Source organism: Kitasatospora atroaurantiaca (assembly GCF_007828955.1).
GTDB lineage: Bacteria > Actinomycetota > Actinomycetes > Streptomycetales > Streptomycetaceae > Kitasatospora > Kitasatospora atroaurantiaca.
Genome location: NZ_VIVR01000001.1, coordinates 4,392,352 through 4,415,516, shown reverse-complemented (window position 1 = coordinate 4,415,516; position 23,165 = coordinate 4,392,352). Strand labels below are relative to the sequence as shown.

Below are 23,165 nucleotides of genomic sequence, written 5' to 3'. Positions count from 1 at the left end.
GCGTCGGGTACCGCTACGTCCGGGCAAACCACGGTGGGAGATAAGGTGTCTCGCCACCGCTTGGCCACCCGCCGTATGGGAGATTGTCCGGAATTATCCGGTTCTCTCCGGAAAGTCCGCCGCCGATGTCGGAAGCGGGAGCAGGTCGAGCGGTCCTTTGGGAAACATCACCGTGGTGGTGTATGGCGCAATGCACTCCGTGCCTGAGAGTCTGGCACCGAGTGCCAACCACCAACGGTCACCCGACGGCGCCGCCCCACCACGGCGGCCCGTCGTATCGGATCACTGAAGGAGCCGTCTGATGTCCGACTTCGTACCCGGGCTCGAGGGAATCATCGCTTTCGAGAGCGAGATCGCCGAACCTGACCGTGAAGGCGGCGCACTGCGCTACCGAGGCGTGGACATCGACGACCTGGTCGGCCATGTCTCCTTCGGGCACGTGTGGGGCCTGCTGGTCGACGGCAAGTTCAACCCCGGCCTGCCCGCCGCCGAGCCCTTCCCGATCCCGGTCCACTCCGGCGACATCCGCGTCGACGTGCAGTCCGCGCTCGCCATGCTCGCCCCGGTCTGGGGTCTCAAGCCGCTGCTCGACATCTCCGCCGAGCAGGCCCGCGACGACCTCGCCCGCGCCGCCGTGATGGCCCTCTCGTACGTGGCGCAGAGCGCGCGCGGCCAGGGTCTGCCGATGGTGCCGCAGAGCGAGATCGACAAGGCCGAGACGGTCGTCGAGCGCTTCATGATCCGCTGGCGCGGCGAGCCGGACCCGAAGCACGTCAAGGCGATCGACGCCTACTGGACGTCCGCCGCCGAGCACGGCATGAACGCCTCCACGTTCACCGCCAGAGTGATCGCCTCCACCGGCGCCGACGTGGCCGCCGCCCTCTCCGGCGCCGTCGGCGCGATGTCGGGCCCGCTGCACGGCGGCGCCCCGTCCCGCGTGCTCGGCATGATCGAGGAGATCGAGCGCACCGGTGACGCCAAGGCCTGGGTCAAGCAGGCCCTCGACAAGGGCGAGCGCCTGATGGGCTTCGGCCACCGCGTCTACCGCGCCGAGGACCCGCGCGCCCGCGTGCTGCGCCGCACCGCCAAGGAGCTCGGCGCGCCGCGCTTCGAGATCGCCGAGGCGCTGGAGAAGGCCGCGCTGGAGGAGCTGCACAACCGTCGCCCCGACCGCGTGCTGGCCACCAACGTCGAGTTCTGGGCCGCGATCATGCTGGACTTCGCCGAGGTCCCGGCGCACATGTTCACCTCGATGTTCACCTGTGCCCGCACGGCCGGCTGGTCGGCGCACATCCTGGAGCAGAAGCGCACCGGCCGCCTGGTCCGCCCCGCCGCGCGTTACATCGGCCCCGGCCCGCGCAGCCCGCGCGAGGTCGAGGGCTACGAGTCGATCGCGCACTGACGCAACGTCACTCATTCGGGTAACCACGTAGGGCGCGGGGAACTGCGCGCAGCGGAAGGCTCAGGCCGGTCCTCCTCCGCCTCGCGCGTTCCTCGCACCCCTGCTGAGCTCCACTTGAAAGCGGGCAGGATCACATCTCAGCGGGCGGACTTTCCCCCACACGCGCAATCCCGGGCAGTAGGCTGCGCGTGTGGCTCAGATCCAGATTCCCGCTGACATCAAGCCCGCCGACGGTCGTTTCGGCTGCGGCCCTTCCAAGGTGCGCCCCGAGGCCCTGAGTGCCCTCGCTGCCACCGGTACCTCCCTGCTGGGTACTTCGCACCGCCAGGCCCCGGTCAAGAACGTGGTCAAGCGTGTCCGCGAGGGCGTGAGCAGCCTGTTCTCCCTCCCCGAGGGTTACCAGGTTGTGCTCGGCAACGGCGGTTCCACCGCGTTCTGGGACATCGCCGCCTTCGGGCTGGTGCGCGAGAAGTCCCAGCACCTGAACTTCGGTGAGTTCTCCTCCAAGTTCGCCTCCTCCGTGAAGGCCGCCCCCTGGCTGGGCGAGCCGTCGGTGATCAAGACCGAGCCGGGTACCCACCCGCTCCCGGTCGCCGAGGCGGGCGTGGACGTCTACGCGCTCACCCACAACGAGACCTCGACCGGTGTCGCGATGCCGATCCGCCGCCCCGAGGGCGCGGACTCCGGCTCGCTGGTCCTGGTGGACGCCACCTCGGGCGCCGGCGGCCTGCCGGTCGACATCACCGAGACGGACGTCTACTACTTCGCGCCGCAGAAGTCCTTCGCCTCGGAGGGCGGGCTCTGGCTCGCGACCTTCTCCCCGGCCGCCCTGGAGCGCGCCGCCGAGATCGCCGCCTCCGGCCGGTACATCCCGCCGTTCTTCGACCTGCCGACGGCGATCGACAACTCGTCGAAGGACCAGACCTACAACACCCCGTCGATCTCGACGCTCTTCCTGCTCGCCGAGCAGCTGGAGTGGCTGAACGGCAACGGCGGGCTCGACTGGGCGGTCGCCCGTACGGCCGACTCCTCGTCGCGCCTGTACGGCTGGGCCGAGAAGTCCTCCTACGCGCAGCCGTTCGTCGCCAAGGCGGCCGAGCGCTCCCAGGTGGTCGGCACGATCGACTTCGACGACTCGATCGACGCCGCCGCGATCGCCAAGGCACTGCGTGCCAACGGCATCGTGGACACCGAGCCCTACCGCAAGCTGGGCCGCAACCAGCTGCGCATCGCGATGTTCCCGGCGATCGACCCGGCGGACGTCGAGGCACTCACCGCCTGCATCGACTACGTGGTCGAGCAGCTCTGACGGCAACGCGAGGAAGCCCACCTCCCCTCTTCGGGGCGGTGGGCTTCCGTCATCTCCTGACCAGTGAGCTGATGACCACCACGGCCAGCAGCAACAGCAGGGCGCCGGTCACGATACGCATGCGAGTCTTGGGGTCCACGGTCATCGAGGTTACCCGGTGGCCCGTCGCGCCTCGGTACTCCCCCGCTCCGGCCCGTACAGCTCGGTCAGCTCCTCCGCCAGCTCCTCCCGCCGGACGGCCCTCAGCTGCCCGTCGCCCCGGTACTGCTGGGCCCGGAACGCCGACGGGGCGAGGCCGACCCGCCGGGTGAAGATCCGCGTGAAGTACGCCGGGTCCTCGTACCCCACCCGCCTGGCCACCGCCGCGACCGGCAGCTCGCCGGCCGCCAGCAGCTCCTTGGCCTCGTTGAGCCGGACGCTCAGCAGGTACTCCTTCGGCCCGACCGCCCCGACCGCCCGCACCGCCCGCCGCAGCTCCGCCACGGTCAGCCCGGCCCGCCGGGCGTGCTGGGCGACCGACAGCGGCAGGCAGGCGTCCCGCCGCAGCACCTCCAGCACCGGCTCCCCGGCCAGGTCCAGATCGGCCCGGTGCCGGCGCAGCTCGACCAGCAGCTCGTGCACCCCGGCACCGGCCTCCACCCCGACCAGCGGGCCGCCGCGCCGGCAGGCGCCGGCGATCCTGGCGACCACCCGCTGGGCGGCCTCGGCGCCGGTCAGCGGGGTCAGGTCGGCCTCCGGCAGCAGCCCCAGCTCGGCGTACCCGGCGGTCGCCGAACCCGTGAAGTCGACGAAGGACTCGGCCCAGCCGCCCTCGTCCGGCGCGTAGTGGTGCGGCAGGCCGGGGCGCAGCCAGAGCACGGCAGGGGCGGTCACCGGCTGCCGTACGCCGCTCTGGTCCGTGTACCACCCCCTGCCGCCGGTCACCACCACCGCCACCCAGTGGTCCAGCGTGCGCGGGCCCACGGTGGGCAGCCGGCCTTGCTGCATGCCGACGCCGAGGCAGGCGAGCCCGGTGGCCAGCTGGGCCGGGCCGGGCGTGAGGTAGTGCCACCACCGCTCCACCAGGAGACCTCCCGTTCCACGCCCGACAATCCAACACGCCCCGGGGCTTTGTCCATGGTCCGGGCGGGGGCGTTCCCGCAGGCTAGGAGGCATGCTCACCTACGACTCCACCGGTTTCCAGCTCGACGGCCGAAGCCTGCGGATCCTCTCCGGCGCCATGCACTACTTCCGCACCCGCCCCGAGCAGTGGCCGCAGCGCCTGGCCGCGCTCCGCGCGATGGGGCTCAACACGGTCGAGACGTACATCCCGTGGAATCTCCACGAGCCCGGGCCCGGGCTCTTCGAGCGGCTGGACGAGCTGCCCGCGTTCCTGGACGAGGCCGCGCGCCAGGGCCTGTGGGCAATCGTCCGCCCCGGCCCGTACGCCTGCGGCGAGTGGGACAACGGGGGCCTGCCCAGCTGGCTGACCGCGCAGGTCGGCCGCCGGGCCAGGACCAGCGACCCGGCGTACCTCGCCGCCGTCGACAGCTGGTTCGACGTGGTCCTGCCCGGCGTCGTGGAGCGGCAGCTGGACCGAGGCGGGAACGTGCTGATGGTCCAGGTGGAGAACGAGTACGGCTCCCACGGCAGTGACGCGGCCTACCTGCGCCACCTGGCCGACGGGCTGCTCCGCCGGGGCGTCACCGTGCCGCTCTTCACCTCCGACGGCCCGGAGGACCACATGCTGACCGGGGGTACCGTCCCCGGGCTGCTGGCCACCGTCAACTTCGGGACCGAGCCGGAGGCGGCCTTCGAGACGCTGCGCCGGCACCGGCCCGAGGACCCGCCGTTCTGCATGGAGTTCTGGAACGGCTGGTTCGACCACTGGGGCAAGCCGCACCACACCCGGGACGCGGAGGACGCCGCCGACACGCTGCGCCGCATCCTCGCGGCGGGCGGCTCGGTCAACCTCTACATGGCGCACGGCGGCACCAACTTCGGCACCACCGCAGGGGCCAACCACGCCGACCCGCCGTTCAACTCGACCGAGTGGACCGACTCGCCGTTCCAGCCGGTCACCACCTCGTACGACTACGACGCCCCGCTGGACGAACGCGGCGCGCCCACCGCCAAGTTCGAGCTGTTCCGGGCCGTGCTGGCCGAGTTCGCGGCCGAGCACCCGGAGGAGGCCCGCTACCTCGACGACCGCACGCCCGAATTCCCCGCGCTTCCAGCCGTGTTGGCGAGCCGGACGGTCGAACTCACCGACTCCGCTCCGATCCCCTTCGGCGCGCCGGCGGCCTTCCCCGTCCCGCCGACCTTCGAGGAGCTCGGCCTGGCGCACGGCCTGGTCCGCTACACCTTCGCGGTGCCCGCGCCACGCCCCGGACTTCCGCTCGCCGTCGAGGGCCTGCGGGACCGGGCGACGCTCTGGGTGGACGGCAAGCGCACGGCCGAGCTGGCACGCGGGGTCGGGCACGAGCCGGTCGAGGTGCCCGGCGGCGCACTGGTGGAGCTGCTGGTGGAGTCGCTCGGGCGGGTCAACTACGGCCCGCAGGTGGGCGAGACCAAGGGCATCACGGTCGGCGTCCGGCACGAGCGGCAGTACCTGCACGGCTGCCGCGTCGAGGCACTCGACCTCGACCGGCTGCCCCCGCTCGACTTCTCGGCCGGCGGCCCCGGCTTCACCCGCGGCGTCCTCACCCTGGCGGAGACCGGCGACGCCTACCTCGCCGTCCCGGGCGGCCACCACGGCTACCTCTGGGTGAACGGCTTCCTGCTCGGCCGCTACGACGCGCGCGGCCCGCAGGTCACCCTGTACTGCCCGCAACCGCTGCTCGTACCGGGCGAGAACGAACTCGTCCTGCTCGAACTCGGCGACGCCGCACCGCACTCCGTCGAGCTGCGCGCGGCACCCGAGCTGGGATGACCACAGTCTGATGCCGTCGGGGTGCCCGGCCGTCGCCCTGGTTACCTCGGGCCACCGGAGCCGACGAAGGACAGCAGCTGCTCGTAGAAGGGGGCGACGAGCGGGGCCTGGGCAGCCACCGGCTGCCAGCCCTCGAGCAGCGTGCTGCCCGTCACCCAGCGCAGACAGAGCCGTGTCGCCTGCTCCTCCGCCTCGCCGAGGCTCTCCGCCATCAGGTAGAGGCCGAGCGTCGGGTGGGGGAGCGCATCGGTGTGCACGGAGAGGTGTTCGATCCGGTCCTCCGGCACCGACATCCCCAGCAGATGCGAGCGTAGGCCCGGCGGAAGGGAGGAGCCGGGCGTCGTCGGCCGTAGTCGCACATGAATCAGATACATGGCGCCGACTCTCCCAAATCGGTCATCGGCCGCCTAGAGCGCGAAGGTGGACGCTTCAGGCCCAGGCCTGAAGCGTCCACCGCAGGGTCCCACCCGGTGACGGGTGGCCGCCCGCTACGGCACCGCCACCCCGGCGAAGTCCAGCTCGGCCGCCGAGGCGAAGGCCGCGCCGTTTCGCGAGGCGGTCGCGAGCAGCTTCACGTACCGGCCGCGCGCCGTCACCGGCACCGTCTGCTGGGCGATCCCGCTGGTGGCGAAGTCGCCGGCCGCGACCGCCGGGCCCCAGTTGACGCCATCCGAACTCACGTAGACCTGGTACGACTTGATGATTCCGTTGGTCCCGCCGTCCTGCCGGGGCAGGTAGCCGACGGCGCTGAGGTCGTAGCTCGCACCGAGGTCGACGGTGATCCAGTGCGGGTACGGCGGCGGGGTGCTCACCTGCGACCAGGCGGTGTGCCACTGGGTGGTGGTGTCCCCGTCGATCGCGTTGGCCGCCTGGCCACCGGTCGCGTCGTCCGAACTGTCCACGCCCGTCACGGTCATACCGGTCTTCGGCAGCCAGCTCACGCAGGCCGAGCCGCTCGCCACGCCGAGATCCGTCACGGTGAAGTTGTCGAGCACGAAGTCCGCTCCGGCCGGGGCGCCGCCGACCTTGCGCAGGCCGACCCAGGTGTCACCGCAGCCCGCCGTCAGCTGCTCGCTGAAGTGCGCGGTCTGCCGCTGCTGCCCGATCGCGGTCGAGTGCGTCTCGGCCGCGCCGCCGTTCGCCTTGTCGTAGCCGGTGACCCAGGCGTACGAGGCCGCGTTGGAGCTCTGGTAATCGTACTCCACCCGGTAGTTGTGGCCCGGTTGGAAGTTCACCGTCCACGGAGCCGTCCGGTAGACCAGTCCGTCGTTCTCCTCGTGCGACTTCAGCGACTGCCCGGCACCGCCGAGCACGTCGTCGGTCGGCTTCCCGTTCCAGCCCGCCTGGGTGTACGGCGCGTGCAGCTGGGCGATGTGCGTCCGCGGGTCAGTCGAGCCGCCCGCGTCGCCCTTGATGAACGGGCCCCAGCCCTGGTCGACGGCCTCGAAGTCCTCGTACGCGACCGTGCCGGCCTTGGTGGTGACGTCGTCGCGCACCACCCGGAGGTCGTCCACCCGGACGGTGGCCGAGCCCGCCGCGGCGCGGATGGCGAGAGTGGCCGCGGTCTGGCCGGAGGGCACCGTGAACAGCACCTTGGCGCGCTGGAAGTTGGTCCCGTGCCTCTCGTCCGCGGCGACGTAGTTGGTCAGCGCCGAGCGGTCCACCGCGACGGACTGCCCGCCGGCGGTCAGCGTGGTGTGCCGGGTCTGGCCCGGAGCCACCTCGATCCACGCGGAGGCGCTGTAGCTCCTGCCCGCTTGCAGCCCGGTGAGGGTCTGCTGCAGCACCGCCTCGCCACCCCCGCCGAGCACCGCCGTGTGCCCGCCGAGACCGTCGGTCTGGACGCTCACCGGGCCGCTGGTCTGCCAGGAGGCGGCGAGGTCCCCGTTGAAGCCCGGGTCCCGGACGGGCGTGCCCTGGCCCCACTGGGCGGTCGGCGGGGTGAGCGAGCTGCCGCTCGGGTAGAGGACGTATGCCTTCCCGGCCGTGGCCGTCAGGGTGACCTTCCCCGCGCTCACCGGTACCGTCGCGACCTTGGTCCGGCCGCTGTCGCCGAGCGCGTAGACGTCGAAACCGGTCGCCGAGGCGAAGGCGGGCGGCACCGTCCAGGTGCTGCTGCCGCCGGCCGGGTTCCAGTGGTAGAGCCGGTTCTGCTGCCCGCTGCTCTGGTCCCACCAGGGCAGCAGGTACGCGTTGCCGTCGATCACCTTGGCGGTGCCGTCGTACACCTCGCGCTTGTTGCCGTTCGCCGTGGTGCCGCGGACGCCGCCGGTGAAGGTGATGTCCTTGGCACCCCAGTTGGTGATCCGGTAGTGCTGCAGGTACTTGGCGGGCAGGTTGTGCTGCCAGATGTTGGCGGTGAAGGCGTTCCAGTCCTGGTGGCCGGTCCAGCCCTCGGCCTCGACGATGCGGGCGTTGTCGAGGATCGGGTCGCTGTTCCAGACGTCCTTCTGGTCGTTGCGGATGAACCGGATGATCTTCGAGTTGAGGCCCTTGTTGCTCGCCCCGCCGTAGTTCAGGTCATTGGCCCAGTGCGACCAGAGCGAGCCGCGCTCGAACCTGTCCGCCCACTCGGTGCCCAGCTGCCAGCCCTGCTTCCTGAGCTCGGCCAGCGTGCGGTCGGCGATCCAGCCGTGCGTGTAGTAGACGTCCATGTAGAGGAACTCGAGGTTGCCGTCCGTCTCGTTGCGCAGCTGCTGGAAGCGGGCGGCCAGACCCCCGCCGGTGAGGTCCTTGCGCTGGTCGATGTAGTACGACTGATCCAGCCAGTTCCAGCCCTTCGCGCTCGGATCGACCAGCGTGGAGCTGAAGTTGTTGGCCACCGGGTACGCCTCGGTCGCGTTCACGTGCACGCCGAACGACGCGCCCCACTGCTTCCCGTCCTTCAGCAGCTCGTTGAGGTCGGCCAGGCCGCCGGCGCGGGCGTTGTAGTTGCCGCCGTAGTCCGGGTGCGCCGAGTCGTGCCCCTCGCTCTGGTACCCCTTCAGGATCGCCAACTGGCCCAGGCCGTCGGTGGCGAGCGAGACCCGCTTGACGTCGTCGAGCGTCCGCAGGAACGGATGCGTGGCCTGGCTGGCGAAGTTGAACGGGATGTGGGCGACCACCCGGTCCTTGGTCTCCGACGCGCCGTCCGGCACCACGCCGATGGACCGGAACGCCACCGCGCCGTCCTGCCAGTCGACCACCCCGTCCCCGTTGGCGTCCGGGGTGATCACCACCTTCGCCCAGGGCAGCTCCTCGGTGAACGGGCTGCCCGCGCCCCGATACGTCCACTGCCCGCTCCACACCCCGACCCGGACGGAGCCGTCCGCCTGCTTGCGCGCCTGGTGCCAGAACCGTGCCGCGTCCCGGTCGGTGGCGCCCGAGGGCTTGTCGTACGTCGAGTTGGACTCGATGGCGGCCGCCAGCATCCCGGTGTTGAGCAGCGCGTACGAGGCGCCGACCGGGTTGGCGTCAGCCGCCGTACTTCCGGTGACCGAGGCGAACCGGTCCGCCGTGGTGGTCGAGTCCGGCGAGAGCGTGGTGAAGGCGGTGGCCGCCCCGGCGTCCGTACTGGCCACCGAGATCAGGTCCTGCCCGGGGATGTCGATCGTCCCGACCCGGAAGGCCGTGGTGTCCCGCACGGCGTCCACCCGGAAGGTCACCACCCGCCCCTGCACACTCAGACTCGCGTCCAGCTGCACGCCGCTGAGCGCGGCGAAGCTCAGCGTGTACGAGACGCTGGTGGCCGTCTGCCCGGTCACCGCGACCGTCACGGGGTACGCCGTCCCGTTGAGTGTCACGCTCGTGACCGACGTCGAACGCCCGCCGATGACGGCTCCGCTCGCCAGATCGGTGTAACTCACCACCCGGGGAAAGTCGGTGGCCACCGCCACTCCCAACTGCCCGGAGTTCAACGTCACTTGCCCGGCCACGGCCGCCGCCTGCGCCTGCACCACCCCGGCGGGCGCCCCGCCCGCCGCCAACGCGGCCGCCACAGCCAGCGCCCGCCACCTGCCCCTGCTCCGTCGCATGGCCTCATCTCCTCGTCCGGCGGCGGGAATCCGCATGTCCCGCTCAGCTCCGCCGAACGATCCCGCCTCGGAACGGAGGCCCGCTATGGACTACCGGGCCCGGCACTTGCACTTCCGTGCACAGGGGCGTCCGCCGGCACCTGAGGCAACGGGCCAACCCCAGGGGCGCGTGGGGGCACCTCCCGGCCGAAGGCTGGGGGAGAACTGCGCGAGATCGGAAGGCGACAACCTGTGCCCTCCCGCTTCGCGCAGTTCCCCGCGCCCCTGTGGTTGGCCACCTGCGTCACTCTGCCTCCCAGCGGGCCAGCGGCCAGGAGCGGACCACGGAGTAGTGGGACGGACCGAAGCCGAGGTTGCTCTGCATCAGCCGCAGCTCGGTGGCCTCCCACTCGCTGCCCCGGAAGTCCTCCAGGCCCTCCGCCAGGGTCTGCATCTCCCAGGCCGCCATCCGCTGGACCGCCCGGCGGCGGCCGTGCGTGGAGCCGGACCGGGCCAGCGTGAGATGCGGGTGGAAGCCGTGCTGGTCGGTCTCGACGCCGACCTCCTCCACCCCGGCGCGCACGGCCTCGGCAAGCCGGCGGAGCGCCCAGGTCTCGCCGTCCACCCCGGCCCACAGGACCCTGTCCCCGAAGCGGCCGCCGCCGGCGATCCGCAGCCGGTGCACACCGTTCTCCGAGGCCGCCCGCCCGAGAACCTCCTCGATCAGTGGCACGTCCACGACGGGCACCTCCCCCAGAAAGGCCAGTGTCAGGTGCCACCCGTCGACCCCGGTCCAGCGCAGCCGCTCCGCCCCCGGGCCCTCGCGAAGCGGGGCGACGGCGTCGATGAGTTCCTGCAACGCCGCGGCCGGCGGGTCCACTGCCACGAAGAGCCTCATGGGCCCCATCTTCCTCCGGGGTCCGTCGGGCGATAGAACGTTCGCATGAAGATTCGCACCGGTGGCCCAACGGACGCGGCCGACATCCTCCGCCTGCTCGACGACGCGGTCGCCTGGCTGGCCGCCCTCGGCCGGACCGGCCAGTGGGGCGACCAGCCCTGGACCAGCCGCCCCGCCGCGGTCGACCGCATCCACACGTACGCCCGCGACTTCCTGGTCCGGATCGCCGAGGACGACGACGGCACCACCGTGGGCGCCTGTGTGCTGGCCGAGAAGGGCCCCGCGTCCGCGACGCCGGCCGGCGAGCCCGAGCTGTACATCCGCTACCTGGTCACCGACCGCAGCCGTACGGGCTCCGGCATCGGCGCCGCGCTGATCGCGGACGCCGTGGAGGAGACCCGGCGGCGCGGCGTCGGCCTGCTCCGGGTGGACTGCTACGCGGGCGACGACCAACGGCTGGTGGGCCAGTACCGCAGGCTCGGCTTCACGGCGACGGACACCTTCGAGGTCGAGCAGCCGAACGGCACCTGGCCCGGCCAGATCCTGGAGATCAGGGTCTGAGCCGGGCCGGCCGGGCAGCGTGCGTCAGCAGGCGGTAGCCAGCTCCCGTGCGGGCATCGCCCGGGGCACGAAGGCGACCACCCGGCCGCCGTGCCCCGGATGCAGGTCCACCCGTACCCGGAGGTCCGCCGCCCGGGCCAGCACCAGCCCGACCACCCCGGCCGCCAGTGCGGACACCACGCCGCAGGCGAGCAGGCCCAGGCGCGGCCCGTACACGTCCGTCACCCAGCCCACGACGGGCGCGCCGATCGGCGTGCCGCCGGTGAAGACCAGCACCAGCAGGCCCATCACCCGCCCTCGCATCTCGGGGTCGGTGGCCAGCTGGAGCGCCGAGTTGACGGAGGTGTTGAAGGTGAGCCCGAAGACCCCGATCAGGGTCAGCAGCGCCGCGAAGGACCAGTACCCGGGCGCGAAGGCGGCCAGCACCTCCAGGGCACCGAAGGCGAGCGCCGCGCCGACCAGCCGCCGCAGCCGCGGCGCCCCGCGCCGGGCGGCCAGCAGCGCACCCGTCAGCGACCCGACCGCCATGGCGGTGTTCAGCAGCCCGTACTCCCCGGCGCCGACCCTGAAGGTGTCGTAGGCGAAACCCGACAGCAGGGTCGGGAAGTTGAAGCCGAAGGTGCCGATGAAGCCGGCCAGCACCATCGGCCAGAGCAGCTCCGGACGCTCCCTCACATACCGCAGACCCTCGCGGAGCTGGCCCTTCTCCCGGGCGATCGGAGCGATCGGCCGCAGCTCGCTGGTCCGCATCGCCAGCAGCCCTCCGATCACGGCGGCGAAGGAGAGCGCGTTGACCGCGAAGGCCCACCCGCTGCCCACGGCGGCGATCAGCATCCCGGCCACGGCCGGGCCGACCAGCCGCGCGGTCTGGAAGTTGGCGGCGTTCAGACTGACGGCATTGCTGAGGTCCTTGGGCCCGACCATCTCGCTGACGAACACCTGCCTGGTCGGGTTGTCGACCACCGTCACCAGGCCGAGCAGCAGGGCGAAGACGTAGACGAGGCCCGCCGTCACCGCACCCGTGATGGTCAGCACCGCGAGTCCGGCGGCGAGCAGACCCATCGCCCCCTGGGTCACGATCAGCAGTCGGCGCTTGGGCATCCGGTCGGCGAGCACTCCGCCCCAGAGACCGAGCAGCAGCATCGGGAGGAACTGCATGGCGGTGGTGATACCCACCGCGAGCGGGCTGCCGGTGAGGCTGAGGACCAGCCAGTCCTGGGCGATGCGCTGCATCCAGGTCCCCGTGTTGGAGACCACCTGGCCGGCGAAGAAGTAGCGGTAGTTACGGACGCGGAGGGAGGAGAACATCCCCCCGGGCCGGGTGAATCTCGCCCCTGTGGGGCCCGACGCGGCGGTGGTGGCCGCCGCGGTGCGTTCGCAGGGGTCGTCGTCGCCGGTGCCCGGCAGGCCCACGGGGGCGGGTGCATGGCTCTCGGCGGAGGCGGCGGTGGTCGCTGCCGGATCGCTGGTGGAGTCGTCGGTGTGGATGGCGGCGCTGGCTGCGGCCGGCGGTGTCACTGTGGTCTCCCCTCGAGGCGCGACCGCTCCTACTGCTGCGGTCGCGCGGCTGGTGTCACTGATCGGTCCTGCGGTGATGCGGTACTCCTTCTTTCGGAACCGGAGATGCGGTCAGAGGTGGGCGAGCTTGTAGAGGACCGGCGCGGCCTCCCGCAACACGGCCCACTCCTCCTCGCTCAGCCCGGAGGCCAGCTCGGCCAGCCAGGCGTTCCGGCGTCGACGGCTCTCGGCGAGGATCGTCTCGGCCTGCTCGGTGCTGCTGACGACCACCTGCCGGCGGTCGTCGGGGTGCGGCTCACGCCGTACCAGCCCCTTCTCCTCCAGCATCGCGATGATCCTGGTCATCGACGGCGGCTGGACGTGCTCCCGCCTGGCCAGCTCACCGGGCGTGGCCTTGCCGCAGCGGGCAAGGGTGCCGAGCACCCCCATCTCGGTGGGGCTCAGCGACTCCTCGACGCGCTGGTGTCTCAGGCGGCGGGCAAGGCGCATCGCGGACGACCGCAGCTGGCTGACGGCTGCGAGGTCCTCCTCGGACATCTCGGGCATGTCCTTAGACTACGTCATTACTCTCTCTAAGGAAAATCAATTGATCACCGCGTCGTTACCGGCGTCGGAACGGGGAGCACGGCTGAACGTACCGTCAGGAGTTCGTGCCGACCTCATGATCAAGCCGTGAAGGACCGCTACTGACCTGGTAGTTCACCGAATCTCCCGGCATTGCCCTTGTGGCGGACGGCCGTTACTGTGCCCGTTGTCAGGAACACAGCACGCCGGACACAGTGCACCCCACCCCAGCCAGGGAGTCCTCTTGGGTCACATCAACCATGCTGTCTACGGCTGGGTGACACCGGCAATCTCATACACCGCAGCCTGCCTCGGCGCCCTGCTGGCGCTACGAAGCACCCGCTGGGCCCTGCTCACCGAAGGCCGTACCCGGCGCAACTGGCTCGCCTTCGCGTCCGTGTCACTGGGCGTCGGCATCTGGAGCATGCACTTCATCGCGATGCTCGGCTTCGCCGTCTCCGGCGCCGAAATCCGCTTCAACGTACCGCTGACGGTGCTCAGCCTGATCATCGCCATCGTGGTGGTCGGCGTCGGCATCTTCACCGTCGGGTACAGCGCACACCCGCGCGGCTCCCTGCTGGCGGGCGGCGTGGCCACCGGCCTCGGCGTGGCGGCGATGCACTACCTGGGCATGGCGGCGATGCGGCTGCCCGGCACGATCTCGTACGACCACGTCACCGTGGGCGCGTCCGTCGCCATCGCGATCTTCGCGGCGACGGCGGCACTGTGGGCGGCTCTGAACATCCAGGGCACCGCAGCCGTGCTGGCGGCGGCCCCGGTGATGGGCGTCGCGGTCTGCGCGATGCACTACACCGGCATGGCGGCCGTCTCCGTCCACCTCAACGGCTCCAACGACAGCCCCTCCGGCGTGGTGGCGCTGCAGTTCGTCTTCCCGCTCGCGGTCGGGCTCGGCACGTACGTCTTCTCCAGCGCGCTGGCCTTCGCCGTCGCGCCGAGCAAGGAGGGGCCCCAGCAGTCCGTCTTCCTGGGCCCCGCGGCCCCGCTGAAGCCCCGCTACCCGGCGGCCGCACGGCGGTAGTACCCGACGGCAGAGAGGAGGCCCCCGCCGGTGGCGGGGGCCTCCTCTCCGTCCTTCTCAGCCCTGCAGGTGCTCCGGCGTCCGGGTCGGGCAGACCTTGTGCACGAAGTTCTGCCGCAGCGCGTGGTACGGCTCGTCCGGCGCGAGGAAGTTCCGCCGCATGTGCGTCAGCTCCTCGGCACGGTACGCGGCAAGCGGCTTGGCCGCCTCGTCCTCGGCCCGCTGCCGCTTCTTGGCCAGCAGCCGCGCCGACAGCTCCGGCGAGTCCGCCAGGGCCGCCGCCTCACGGGCCGTCCAGGCCCGGAACTCGGCCGCGTTCCCGGCCTCCGTACGGTCCACCAACCCGAGTTCACGGGCCTCGCGGGCTCCGACCGGCAGGGCGGCCGTGGTCAGCCGCTCGGCCTGCTCCGGGCCGACCCGGCGCGGCAGGGTGTAGGTCCAGTACTCCGAGCCGTAGAGGCCCATCAGGCGGTAGTGCGGGTTCAGCACGGCCGACTCCCGGCACCACACCTCGTCCGCCGCGATCGCCAGCATCACGCCGCCGGCCGCCGCGTTGCCCGCCAGCGCGGAGACGACGAGCTTGTCGGTGGTGGTCAGGATCGCCTCGACCAGGTCGTCCATCGCGTTGATGTTGGCCCAGGACTCCTCGGCCTGGTCCGGCGCCGCCTCGATCACATTGAGGTGGATGCCGTTGGAGAAGAAGTCCCGGCCGGGGCCGAGCACCAGCACCGAGGTCGGCCGGGCGACGGCCTCCCGGTACGCGGCCAGCAGCCGTCGGCACTGCCAGGTGCTCATCGCACCGCTGGGGAAGGCGAATTCGAGGTAGCCGACCGACCCGGCCTCGCGGTAGCTGATCTCCGACCAGGTCTCGCGCCAGGCCGCCACCGCGGGCTGCACCGGCACCTCGGGCACGCCTCCGAGCAGCGGGCCGAGCACCTGGGCGGCCGGCAGCTTGAAGGTGGCCGGGCCGCCGGGGGTGCGACGCGGGCGCAACTGCGGGATCCAGACCGCTCCGTCGACCGTCCCCCGGCAGATCGCGCCGTCCCGGGTGGCGATCACTGTGCCCGGCGCGCCGCGCAGTTCGTCCTCGGGGTGCCCACCGTGCAGGAAGTACTCCTGCCCGTACAGCTCGTCCAGCACGCCGGGCTGGGAGTCCGCCGAGCGCAGCTTGCGCAGCACCGTCGCGGTATCGTCCGCGGACCAGTCGATCCGTCTGAACTCCTGGGTGTGATACGGCCGCAGCCGCCCCTGGACGTCCCAGCGGGTGTAGTCGAGCGGCTCCGGCGCGAACCAGCCGCTCTCGAAGCGCTCGACCGCCAGCAGGGCCGCCTCGACGGCCGCGTCGGCCGCCTCGTTCCGGTACAACTCGCTCTTCCCGCAAGGCTGCACGGTGAAAGGGACGGAGGCCCAGATCGGCCCCGCGTCCATCTCCGCGACGGCCTGCAGCACCGTGACGCCCCACTCCGGCGCTGCCTCGTGAATGGCCCAGTCCAGCGAGGAGGGCCCGCGGTCGCCCTTCGGGCCGGGATGGACGATCAGGACGGTGTGCTGGGTCCAGATGTCCTCGGGTATCGCCCGGGTGAGCATCGGAGCGAGGATCAGATCCGGCCGGAACCGGGCCACACCGGCCCGTACCGTGTCGTCACCCAGCGCCAACTCGACGCCGACCGTGTGCCCACGGTCCCTCAGCTCGGTGTGGACCCGCTGGGTCAGGCTGTTGAACGCGCTGGCGATCAGCAGGATGCGCAAGGTGCCCTCCGACAGTGGTGTCAGCAGTGCTGTGGATCCCCCCGAGAGTCCGACCCTTGGCCGCAGCGGTCTCCAACGACGGTACGCACAACACGACTTGACGTCACGGTCGGCGACGGAACGCGGTAGCCGCCCGACACCGGGCCGCCGGACGGATTGCCGCCCGGCGCGCCCATCCAACCATGGTCATGCACGCGTAAGAAGCGCAGGTCGAGCACCGCAGCCGACTCTCACCAGCCCTACACAGGATCCCGACCAAACACCTACGCCGTGCAGCCCGGGACACGACAACGGCCGAGCCCCTCCCCGGCAACCAGGGAGGGGCTCGGCCGCAGGACCGCCGATCAGGAGTGCCGGCTACGACGGAACCGGAGCATCGCACCGCCGGTCCCGACGAGGGCGGCAGCGCCCAGCATCAACGCGATCTCGTCGGCGCCGGTGTGGGCCAGCTCGCCCTTGTGCGCATGCGGAGCCGCATGGTTGTTGCCGTGGCCCTTGCCGCCGTGCTGGGGCGGCTTCGAGCCCTTCCCCTGCTGCTGCTTGCTCGATGCCTTGGCCACGGACGTCGCGTGGACGTTGTTCACGTTCTGCACGTCCTGCTTGTTCTCCTGAACCACCGTGACGACGACGTTCTGGAGCTGGCCCTGGGCCTGGTTCTGGTTCTGATCCTGGTCCTGGGCCTGGTCCTGGGCCTGGGCCTGACCTTGAGCCTGGCCCTGACCCTGGTTCTGCCCCTGGTTCTGGCCCTGCCCGTGACCGGGACCCGGCTTCTGGCCGTGCTCCCCGTGCTGGGGCGGCTTCTGGCCGTGCTCTCCGTGGCTCGGGGGCTTCTCCTCGTGGCTCGGGGGCTTCTGGCCGTGCTCCCCGTGGCTCGGGGGCTTCTGACCATGCTCTCCGTGGCTCGGAGGCTTCTCCTCGTGGCTCGGGGGCTTCTGGCCGTGCTCACCGTGGCTCGGCGGCTTCTGGCCGTGCTCACCGTGGCTCGGCGGCTTCTGGCCGTGCTCACCATGGCTCGGCGGCTTCTGACCGTGCTCCCCGTGACTCGGCGGCTTCTGACCGTGCTCCCCGTGACTCGGCGGCTTCTGGCCGTGCTCACCATGGCTCGGCGGCTTCTGGCCATGCTCGCCGTGCTCCCCGTGACCCGGAGGCGGGCAGTCCTCGGCGATACCTCCCTTCAGCTGCGCGCTCTCGCCGGCCTCCGGCTCCTCGGCGACGTCGGAATCCTCGGCCTCGGTCGAGTCGGCCTCCTCGGAGTCCGCCGACGCCTCGTCGCCCTCCTCCGCGTCGGACCGCACACCCGCACGGGTGGGGTCGGTGGACAGGGTGGTGTCGGCGGGCTGGGCGCCCTCCATGGCCAGCTGGAGGAGGCTGTCGAGCCACGGCCCGCCCTCGACCTCCACCGCGTCGGAAGCCGCGGATCGGTCGGGGAAGGTTGCGGCCTGTGCGGTACTGGCGGCGCCCCAGACAAGGGCGAATGAGGTCAGTCCTGAGAGGACCAGACTGGCGACGCGGGTTTGCATGACACTCCCAGATGATCGGTAAAACGGATCTTCTGTTTACGGTCGGCCCCGCTCGACGCAGCATGTGCATCGCCAGGGAGTCACCGATTCGAGCGACATGATTACCCTTCGTGGCCGAATCCCCCGTCACCTGCGCCGACAGACGACCCGAGCCCTCCCCGGACGATCCGGAGAGGGCTCGGTTCGCGCGTGCGCGCCAGGCTCAGCTCAGCCCGAGGGCCGGCATCAGGTAGTAGAAGGCGAACACCGCGGCGACGGCGTACATCGCCACCGGCACCGAGCGCCCGCGTCCGGCAGCCGGCCGCAGCACGCAGAACGTGACGAAGCCGAAGCCGATGCCGTTGGTGATCGAAGTCAATACCTACTCAGGCACGAGGTGCGACCACGGCTGCCATGGCACCGCACCGCTTCGGGGGCCGCACCGAGTTGGGCATCGATCCTGCACAGTTGGTCTGGATCCTCTACGCCCGCGAGTCAGAGGACTCCGAAGGCACAGAAGAGCAGGTCACCAACCAGATGGAAGACCTGCGCGAGCACGCTCAGCCGGTCGGCGGCCGCATCGGGCGAGAGGCTCGCCCGCACTCCGCTCGTACGGCGTAGACCAACGCGCGGGGCGGGCAGCCGAGATGGTCGACTGGGGCCAGACATCCCCCAAGTGATCGAGGACAGCGTGGCAATCATCGCGATCTTTGACCTGCCCGGCATGACCCAGGCCCAGTACGAGCAGGGCACCGACAAGCTGACCGGCGGCCGCGGCCTGGTCAAGAAGCCTGCGGACTGGCCCGTGCCCGGTCTGATCTCCCACACCGCGGCGCCCACCCCCAACGGATGGTTCGTCGCCGACGTCTGGGAGTCCGAGGAGGCTTTCCGACAGTTCGGCGACATCATCATGCCGATCCTGCGAGAGGTCGGCGCTCCGGACATGCAGCCGAAGATCTATCCCGTGTTCAACCTGGTGACCTCGTAGGCATCCGGCAGGCAACCCACGACGCGACCGACCGTGATCGACGCCCGGAAAGCGGGCCCCGAACAGTTCGAGCCCTCACCCAGTACGGGGAGGGCTCGATCCGTCTGCGGGTAAAGGATCCCGCCATCGGCTCAGCTGCTACAGGTCAGAGCAGACCCAGGGCAGGCATGAGGTAGTAGAAGGCGAAGACGCCCGCCACCGCGTACATGGCGACCGGGACGCTACGGCCCCGACCGGCAGCCAGCCGCAGCACGCAGAACGTGATGAACCCCATACCCAGGCCGTTGGTGATCGAGTACGTGAACGGCATAAGGATCATGGTCAGGAAGGCCGGGACGGCGATGGTGTAGTCGGCCCAGTCGATCTCCTTGACGGAGTTCGCCAGGATCAGGAAGCCGACGGTGACCAGGGCCGGGGTGGCCGCCTGGGCGGGGACCATGGTGGCCAGCGGGGTGAGGAAGAGCGCCAGCAGGAAGAGGCCGCCGGTGACGATGCTCGCGAAGCCCGTACGCGCTCCCTCGCCGACGCCGGCCGTGGACTCCACGTAGCAGGTATTGGCGGAGCAGGAGGTGGCCCCGCCCGCGGCGGTGGCGATGCCGTCGACCATCAGGATCTTGTTGATGCCGGGCAGGTCGCCCTTCTCGTCCAACAGGTGCGCCTCGTCGGCCACGCCGAGGATGGTGCCCATCGCGTCGAAGAAGCAGGACATCAGCACGGTGAAGACGAACAGCACGCCCGTGAGGATGCCGACCTGGTGGAAGCCGCCGAACAGGCTGACCTGGCCGACCAGGCCGAAGTCGGGGGCGGCCACCGGGTTGCCGGGCCAGGCCGGGACGGTCAGGCCCCAGGAGAGCGCCGGGATGTTCGCCACCTGGTCGATCACCAGGGCGACACCGGTCATCGCGACGATGCTGATCAGGATCGCGCCGGGCACCTTGCGGATCACCAGCACCAGCGTGAGCAGCAGGCCGAGGATGAAGACCAGCACCGGCCAGCCGCCGAGGTGGCCGCCGACGCCGAGCTGCAGCGGGACGGTGGTGTGGGCGGCGTCCGGGATCCGGCTGACGAAGCCGGAGTCGACCAGGCCCACCAGCGCGATGAAGAGGCCGATGCCGATCGCGATGGCCTTGCGCAGGCCCAGCGGTACGGCGTTCATGACCCGCTCGCGCAGTCCGGTGGCGACCAGGATCATGATCGCGATACCGGCCAGCACCACCATGCCCATGGCGTCCGGCCAGGTCATCCTGGGGGCGAGCTGCAGGGCCACGATGGTGTTGACGCCGAGGCCGGCGGCCAGGCCGATCGGTACGTTCCCGATCACGCCCATCAGCAGGGTGGTGAGGCCGGCGGTGAGGGCGGTCGCGGTGACCAGCTGGGCGCTGTTCAGGTGCGCGCCGTTCATGTCCACGGCGCTGGCCAGGATGATCGGGTTCAGCACCAGGATGTACGCCATGGTGAAGAAGGTGGCGACGCCGCCCCGGATCTCCCGGGGCAGCGTGGAGCCGCGCTCGGAGATCTTGAAGAAGCGGTCCAGGACGCCGGCCGGGGGCTGCGGGGCGGTCTGGGTGGGCTCGGGCGACGCGAGGGTCGGCTGGGCCAGCGGAGGCATACGGGCGTCCTCGTCGGGTGGGGGCGGAGGAGGAGGGGATACCCGGAGCGACGGTGGCCGGGTTCGCCGGGAGCGCCCGGGCGGTCAAGGCAACACGCCGGAGCAAACCGGAACCGCAAGTATGAGTTCCCCGATCGTGCACGCGCCATCTTCGCGCGTAGACAGCACCGGTTACGGTCGGAAGCGATCACCTGGCAGACCCCCCACCTCTCCTGGGAGGACCACCCTCCCCCGTACGCTAGGCCCTATGGCCAAGACCCCGCTGCGCCCCTCTCCCCCGCCGCTCGAGGCGAACGACGTCGCGATCGTCGGCGGCGGCACGGTGCTGTGGTTCCTCGGGTTCCTGGTCCTGCTGCCCTTCGACAGCACCCTCTCCGCCAACGGCCACCCCTACTGGCCGTGGATCTGCCTGGCCGGGGCCGGCCTCGGGCTGATCGGCCTCTGGTACTGCCGCGCCCGCCGGGCCGCCATCCAGCGCAGCCGGGCCGCGGCCGAGGAGTCCCCGCAGAACCCCGAGTCCCCCGCCACTCGGTTGGACTGAATCACCGCACAGTAGGGCGCATCGGACAAATCGCCCGCCTAGAGTCGGTCCCATGACGCATCCCGCGGAAGACACGGCCGACCGCGACGCCGCCGCCTCCGGGAGCAGCACCCCCGGTGCCCACGCCTGCGGTCTCGGGCCCGAGCGCCGTAGCGGGCTGACGGCGGCCGAGGTGGCCGAGCGGGTGGCGCGCGGCGAGGTGAACGACGTTCCGGTCCGCTCCAGCCGGTCCGTCCGCGAGATCGTCCGGGCCAATGTCTTCACCCGGTTCAACGCGATCATCGGCGTCATGTTCGGGATCATCCTGGTGGTCGGGCCGATCCAGGACGGGCTGTTCGGCCTGGTCATCGTGGCCAACACCGCGATCGGCATCGTCCAGGAGATGCGCGCCAAGAAGACCCTGGACAGCCTGGCCCTGATCGGCGAGGCGAAGCCGCAGGTCCGCCGGGACGGCACCGCCCAGCAGGTCGCGGTGGCCGCGATCGTCCTCGACGACACCGTGCTGCTCGGCATCGGCGACAAGGTGATCGTGGACGGCCGGGTGACCGAGGCCGACAGCCTGGAGATCGACGAGTCCCTGCTCACCGGCGAGCCGGACCCGGTGCTCAAGCAGCCGGGCGACGAGGTGATGTCCGGCAGCTTCGTGGTCGCCGGGGCCGGCGCCTTCACCGCGATCAAGGTCGGCCGCGAGGCGTACGCGGCGCAGCTGGCCGAGGAGGCGAGCCGGTTCACGCTGGTGAGGTCGGAGCTGCGCAGCGGTATCGACAGCATCCTGAAGTTCATCACCTACCTGCTGATCCCGACCGCGATCGGCCTGATCATCAGCCAGCTGGCCGTCGAGGGGCACGACTGGCGCGAGGCGGTGCGCCGGATGGTGGCCGGCATCGTGCCGATGGTGCCGGAGGGGCTGGTGCTGCTGACCTCGGTGGCTTTCGCGATCGGCGTGGTGCGGCTGGGGCGCCGGCAGTGCCTGGTGCAGGAGCTGCCCGCGATCGAGGGCCTGGCCCGGGTGGACACCGTCTGCCTGGACAAGACCGGCACCCTCACCGAGGGCGGCATGGACGTGGTCGAGTTGCGGCCCCTGGAAGCAGCGAACGGGAGCGCGGGGCCGACGGCGGCGACGGAGCAGGCCGCGACCGACGGGCAGCTCAGGCCGGGAATGCCACTGGCCCAGCACGTCTTCTCCGATCCCGCCGTGCTGCAGCAGGCGCTCGGCGCGATGGGCGGGGCTGACTCCCGGCCGAACCCGAGCATGCAGGCCGTGATCAACGCCTACGGCAGCCCCGACGAGAGCCGGTGGCGGGTGCTGGAGGCGATGCCGTTCTCCTCGGCCCGCAAGTGGAGCGGCGTGCAGCTGCTGGAGCCGCAGGGCACCGAGGCGAGCTGGCTGCTCGGCGCCCCGGACGTGCTGCTCGCGGTCGGGCACCCCGCCCTCGCCGAGGTGGACGAACTGGGCGCCAAGGGCCTCCGGGTGCTGCTGCTCGGCCGTACGACCGTACCGCTGGACGCCCCCGACCCGGCGGCCGGGCTGCAGCCGCTCGCCCTGCTGGTGCTGCAGCAGCGGCTGCGCGAGGACGCCTCCGACACCCTGCGCTACTTCGAGAGCCAGCGCGTGCAGGCGAAGGTGATCTCCGGCGACAGCGCCGTCTCGGTCGGTGCGGTCGCCGCCCATCTGGGCCTGCCCGGCGCGGAGCACCCGGTGGACGCCCGTACGCTGCCGGCCGAGCCCGGGGAGCTGGCCGAGGCCGCCGACCGCACCACCGTCTTCGGGCGGGTGACGCCGCAGCAGAAGCGCGATCTGGTGGGCGCGCTGCAGTCACGCGGACACACGGTCGCCATGACGGGTGACGGCGTCAACGACGTGCTCGCCCTGAAGGACGCCGACATCGGGGTGGCGATGGGCTCGGGCAGCGAGGCGACCCGGGCGGTGGCGCAGATCGTGCTGCTGAACGACAGCTTCGCGACGCTGCCCTCGGTGGTGGCCGAGGGCCGCCGCGTGATCGGCAACATCGAGCGGGTGGCCAACCTCTTCCTGGTGAAGACGGTCTACTCGGTGCTGCTGGCGCTGCTGGTGGTCTTCACCCATGTGCCGTACCCGTTCCTGCCCCGGCACTCGACCGTGCTGAGCTCACTGACCATCGGCATCCCCGCCTTCTTCCTGGCTCTCGCGCCCAACACCGAGCGGGCCCGGACCGGCTTCGTCCGCCGGGTGCTGCGACTGGCCGTCCCCGGCGGGGTGATCGCCGGTACGGCCACCTTCGCGGCGTACATGCTGGCGAGGTCCAATCCCACGACGGATCTCAAGGCCGATACCAGCGTGGCCACGCTGACGCTCTTCCTGGTGGCGATCTGGGTCCTGGCGATCGTGGCCCGGCCGTACACCTGGTGGCGGCTGGCGCTCATCGGCACGATGTGCGGGGCCTTCGCGCTGGTGCTGATGGTGCCGTGGCTGTCGGACTTCTTCCAGCTCTCGCTGGCCGGGGTGCGTGATCCCTGGGTGGGTGTGGGTATCGCAGGGGTGGCAGGTCTGCTGCTGGAGGTGACCTGGCGGGTGATCGTCCGCCGGACGGACGAGTAGGGGGCTC

18 protein-coding genes and 1 pseudogene are annotated in these 23,165 nt (G+C 71.2%); 9 read left to right on the top strand and 10 right to left on the bottom strand.

Translation table 11 applies throughout. The features are described from left to right. The first annotated feature begins 301 nt into the window (after positions 1–301). Complete coding sequence (locus FB465_RS20315; protein WP_145792572.1) at positions 302–1,402, top strand: citrate synthase 2; 1,101 nt, start codon at positions 302–304, stop codon at positions 1,400–1,402. Positions 1,403–1,592: 190 nt separating this feature from the next. After that, complete coding sequence (gene serC, locus FB465_RS20310; RefSeq protein ID WP_145792570.1) at positions 1,593–2,711, top strand: phosphoserine transaminase; 1,119 nt, start codon at positions 1,593–1,595, stop codon at positions 2,709–2,711. 150 nt (positions 2,712–2,861) lie between these two features. Here the strand turns inward: serC and FB465_RS20305 are convergent, their stop codons facing one another. Beyond that, positions 2,862–3,776, bottom strand: a complete 915-nt coding sequence (locus FB465_RS20305) for an AraC family transcriptional regulator (protein WP_425461255.1) — start codon at positions 3,774–3,776, stop codon at positions 2,862–2,864. 88 nt (positions 3,777–3,864) lie between these two features. Here FB465_RS20305 and FB465_RS20300 point away from each other — a divergent pair, with 88 nt between their 5' ends. Continuing rightward, on the top strand, positions 3,865–5,622 hold the full coding sequence (locus FB465_RS20300) for a glycoside hydrolase family 35 protein (protein WP_145792568.1): 1,758 nt from the start codon (positions 3,865–3,867) through the stop codon (positions 5,620–5,622). Between the two features lie 41 nt (positions 5,623–5,663). Here FB465_RS20300 and FB465_RS20295 read toward each other — a convergent pair whose 3' ends face one another. The 3 genes from FB465_RS20295 to thpR form a co-directional block, all read right to left on the bottom strand. Then, positions 5,664–5,996 carry a hypothetical protein gene (locus FB465_RS20295; RefSeq protein ID WP_145792567.1) on the bottom strand — a complete coding sequence of 111 codons (333 nt, stop codon included), beginning with the start codon at positions 5,994–5,996 and terminating at the stop codon, positions 5,664–5,666. 114 nt (positions 5,997–6,110) lie between these two features. Continuing rightward, positions 6,111–9,635: an endo-alpha-N-acetylgalactosaminidase family protein gene (locus FB465_RS20290; protein ID WP_145792565.1), complete on the bottom strand. Its 3,525-nt coding sequence runs from the start codon at positions 9,633–9,635 to the stop codon at positions 6,111–6,113. Positions 9,636–9,918: 283 nt separating this feature from the next. Then, positions 9,919–10,512, bottom strand: coding sequence for an RNA 2',3'-cyclic phosphodiesterase (gene thpR, locus FB465_RS20285; protein WP_145792564.1), 594 nt, complete (start codon positions 10,510–10,512; stop codon positions 9,919–9,921). Between the two features lie 45 nt (positions 10,513–10,557). Here thpR and FB465_RS20280 point away from each other — a divergent pair, with 45 nt between their 5' ends. Further along, a complete protein-coding gene (locus FB465_RS20280; RefSeq protein WP_145792562.1) occupies positions 10,558–11,073 on the top strand; it encodes a GNAT family N-acetyltransferase in 516 nt (171 codons plus the stop codon). Positions 11,074–11,097: 24 nt separating this feature from the next. On the opposite strand, the gene FB465_RS20275 is transcribed toward FB465_RS20280, so the two are convergent. Both FB465_RS20275 and FB465_RS20270 read right to left on the bottom strand, forming a co-directional pair. Continuing rightward, the gene (locus FB465_RS20275) at positions 11,098–12,591 is read right to left on the bottom strand and encodes an MFS transporter (protein ID WP_246192747.1); all 1,494 of its coding nucleotides are present in this window, start codon (positions 12,589–12,591) and stop codon (positions 11,098–11,100) included. A 111-nt stretch (positions 12,592–12,702) separates the two neighbouring features. Further along, a complete protein-coding gene (locus FB465_RS20270; RefSeq protein ID WP_145792561.1) occupies positions 12,703–13,137 on the bottom strand; it encodes a MarR family winged helix-turn-helix transcriptional regulator in 435 nt (144 codons plus the stop codon). 262 nt (positions 13,138–13,399) lie between these two features. Here FB465_RS20270 and FB465_RS20265 point away from each other — a divergent pair, with 262 nt between their 5' ends. Continuing rightward, a complete protein-coding gene (locus FB465_RS20265) occupies positions 13,400–14,194 on the top strand; it encodes an MHYT domain-containing protein (RefSeq protein WP_145792559.1) in 795 nt (264 codons plus the stop codon). A 57-nt stretch (positions 14,195–14,251) separates the two neighbouring features. Here FB465_RS20265 and FB465_RS20260 read toward each other — a convergent pair whose 3' ends face one another. The 3 genes and pseudogenes from FB465_RS20260 to FB465_RS20250 all read right to left on the bottom strand — a co-directional run. Next, on the bottom strand, positions 14,252–15,943 hold the full coding sequence (locus FB465_RS20260; protein WP_145792558.1) for a hydrogenase maturation protein: 1,692 nt from the start codon (positions 15,941–15,943) through the stop codon (positions 14,252–14,254). A 344-nt stretch (positions 15,944–16,287) separates the two neighbouring features. Next, positions 16,288–17,463, bottom strand: coding sequence for a hypothetical protein (locus tag FB465_RS20255; RefSeq protein WP_145792556.1), 1,176 nt, complete (start codon positions 17,461–17,463; stop codon positions 16,288–16,290). 202 nt (positions 17,464–17,665) lie between these two features. After that, positions 17,666–17,815, bottom strand: a pseudogene (locus tag FB465_RS20250) (NCS2 family permease); the annotation flags it as partial. Positions 17,816–17,856: 41 nt separating this feature from the next. Between FB465_RS20250 and FB465_RS20245 the strand changes: the two are divergent. Together FB465_RS20245 and FB465_RS20240 are read left to right on the top strand one after the other, a co-directional pair. After that, the gene (locus tag FB465_RS20245) at positions 17,857–18,063 is read left to right on the top strand and encodes a hypothetical protein (RefSeq protein ID WP_145792554.1); all 207 of its coding nucleotides are present in this window, start codon (positions 17,857–17,859) and stop codon (positions 18,061–18,063) included. 70 nt (positions 18,064–18,133) lie between these two features. Further along, on the top strand, positions 18,134–18,430 hold the full coding sequence (locus FB465_RS20240) for a hypothetical protein (RefSeq protein ID WP_145792553.1): 297 nt from the start codon (positions 18,134–18,136) through the stop codon (positions 18,428–18,430). 145 nt (positions 18,431–18,575) lie between these two features. Here FB465_RS20240 and FB465_RS20235 read toward each other — a convergent pair whose 3' ends face one another. Further along, the gene (locus tag FB465_RS20235; RefSeq protein WP_145792551.1) at positions 18,576–20,039 is read right to left on the bottom strand and encodes an NCS2 family permease; all 1,464 of its coding nucleotides are present in this window, start codon (positions 20,037–20,039) and stop codon (positions 18,576–18,578) included. A 247-nt stretch (positions 20,040–20,286) separates the two neighbouring features. On the opposite strand from FB465_RS20235, the gene FB465_RS20230 reads away from it, so the two are divergent. Then, positions 20,287–20,580: a DUF2530 domain-containing protein gene (locus FB465_RS20230; RefSeq protein ID WP_145792549.1), complete on the top strand. Its 294-nt coding sequence runs from the start codon at positions 20,287–20,289 to the stop codon at positions 20,578–20,580. 52 nt (positions 20,581–20,632) lie between these two features. After that, the gene (locus FB465_RS20225) at positions 20,633–23,158 is read left to right on the top strand and encodes an HAD-IC family P-type ATPase (protein ID WP_145792547.1); all 2,526 of its coding nucleotides are present in this window, start codon (positions 20,633–20,635) and stop codon (positions 23,156–23,158) included. Positions 23,159–23,165: the final 7 nt, after the last annotated feature.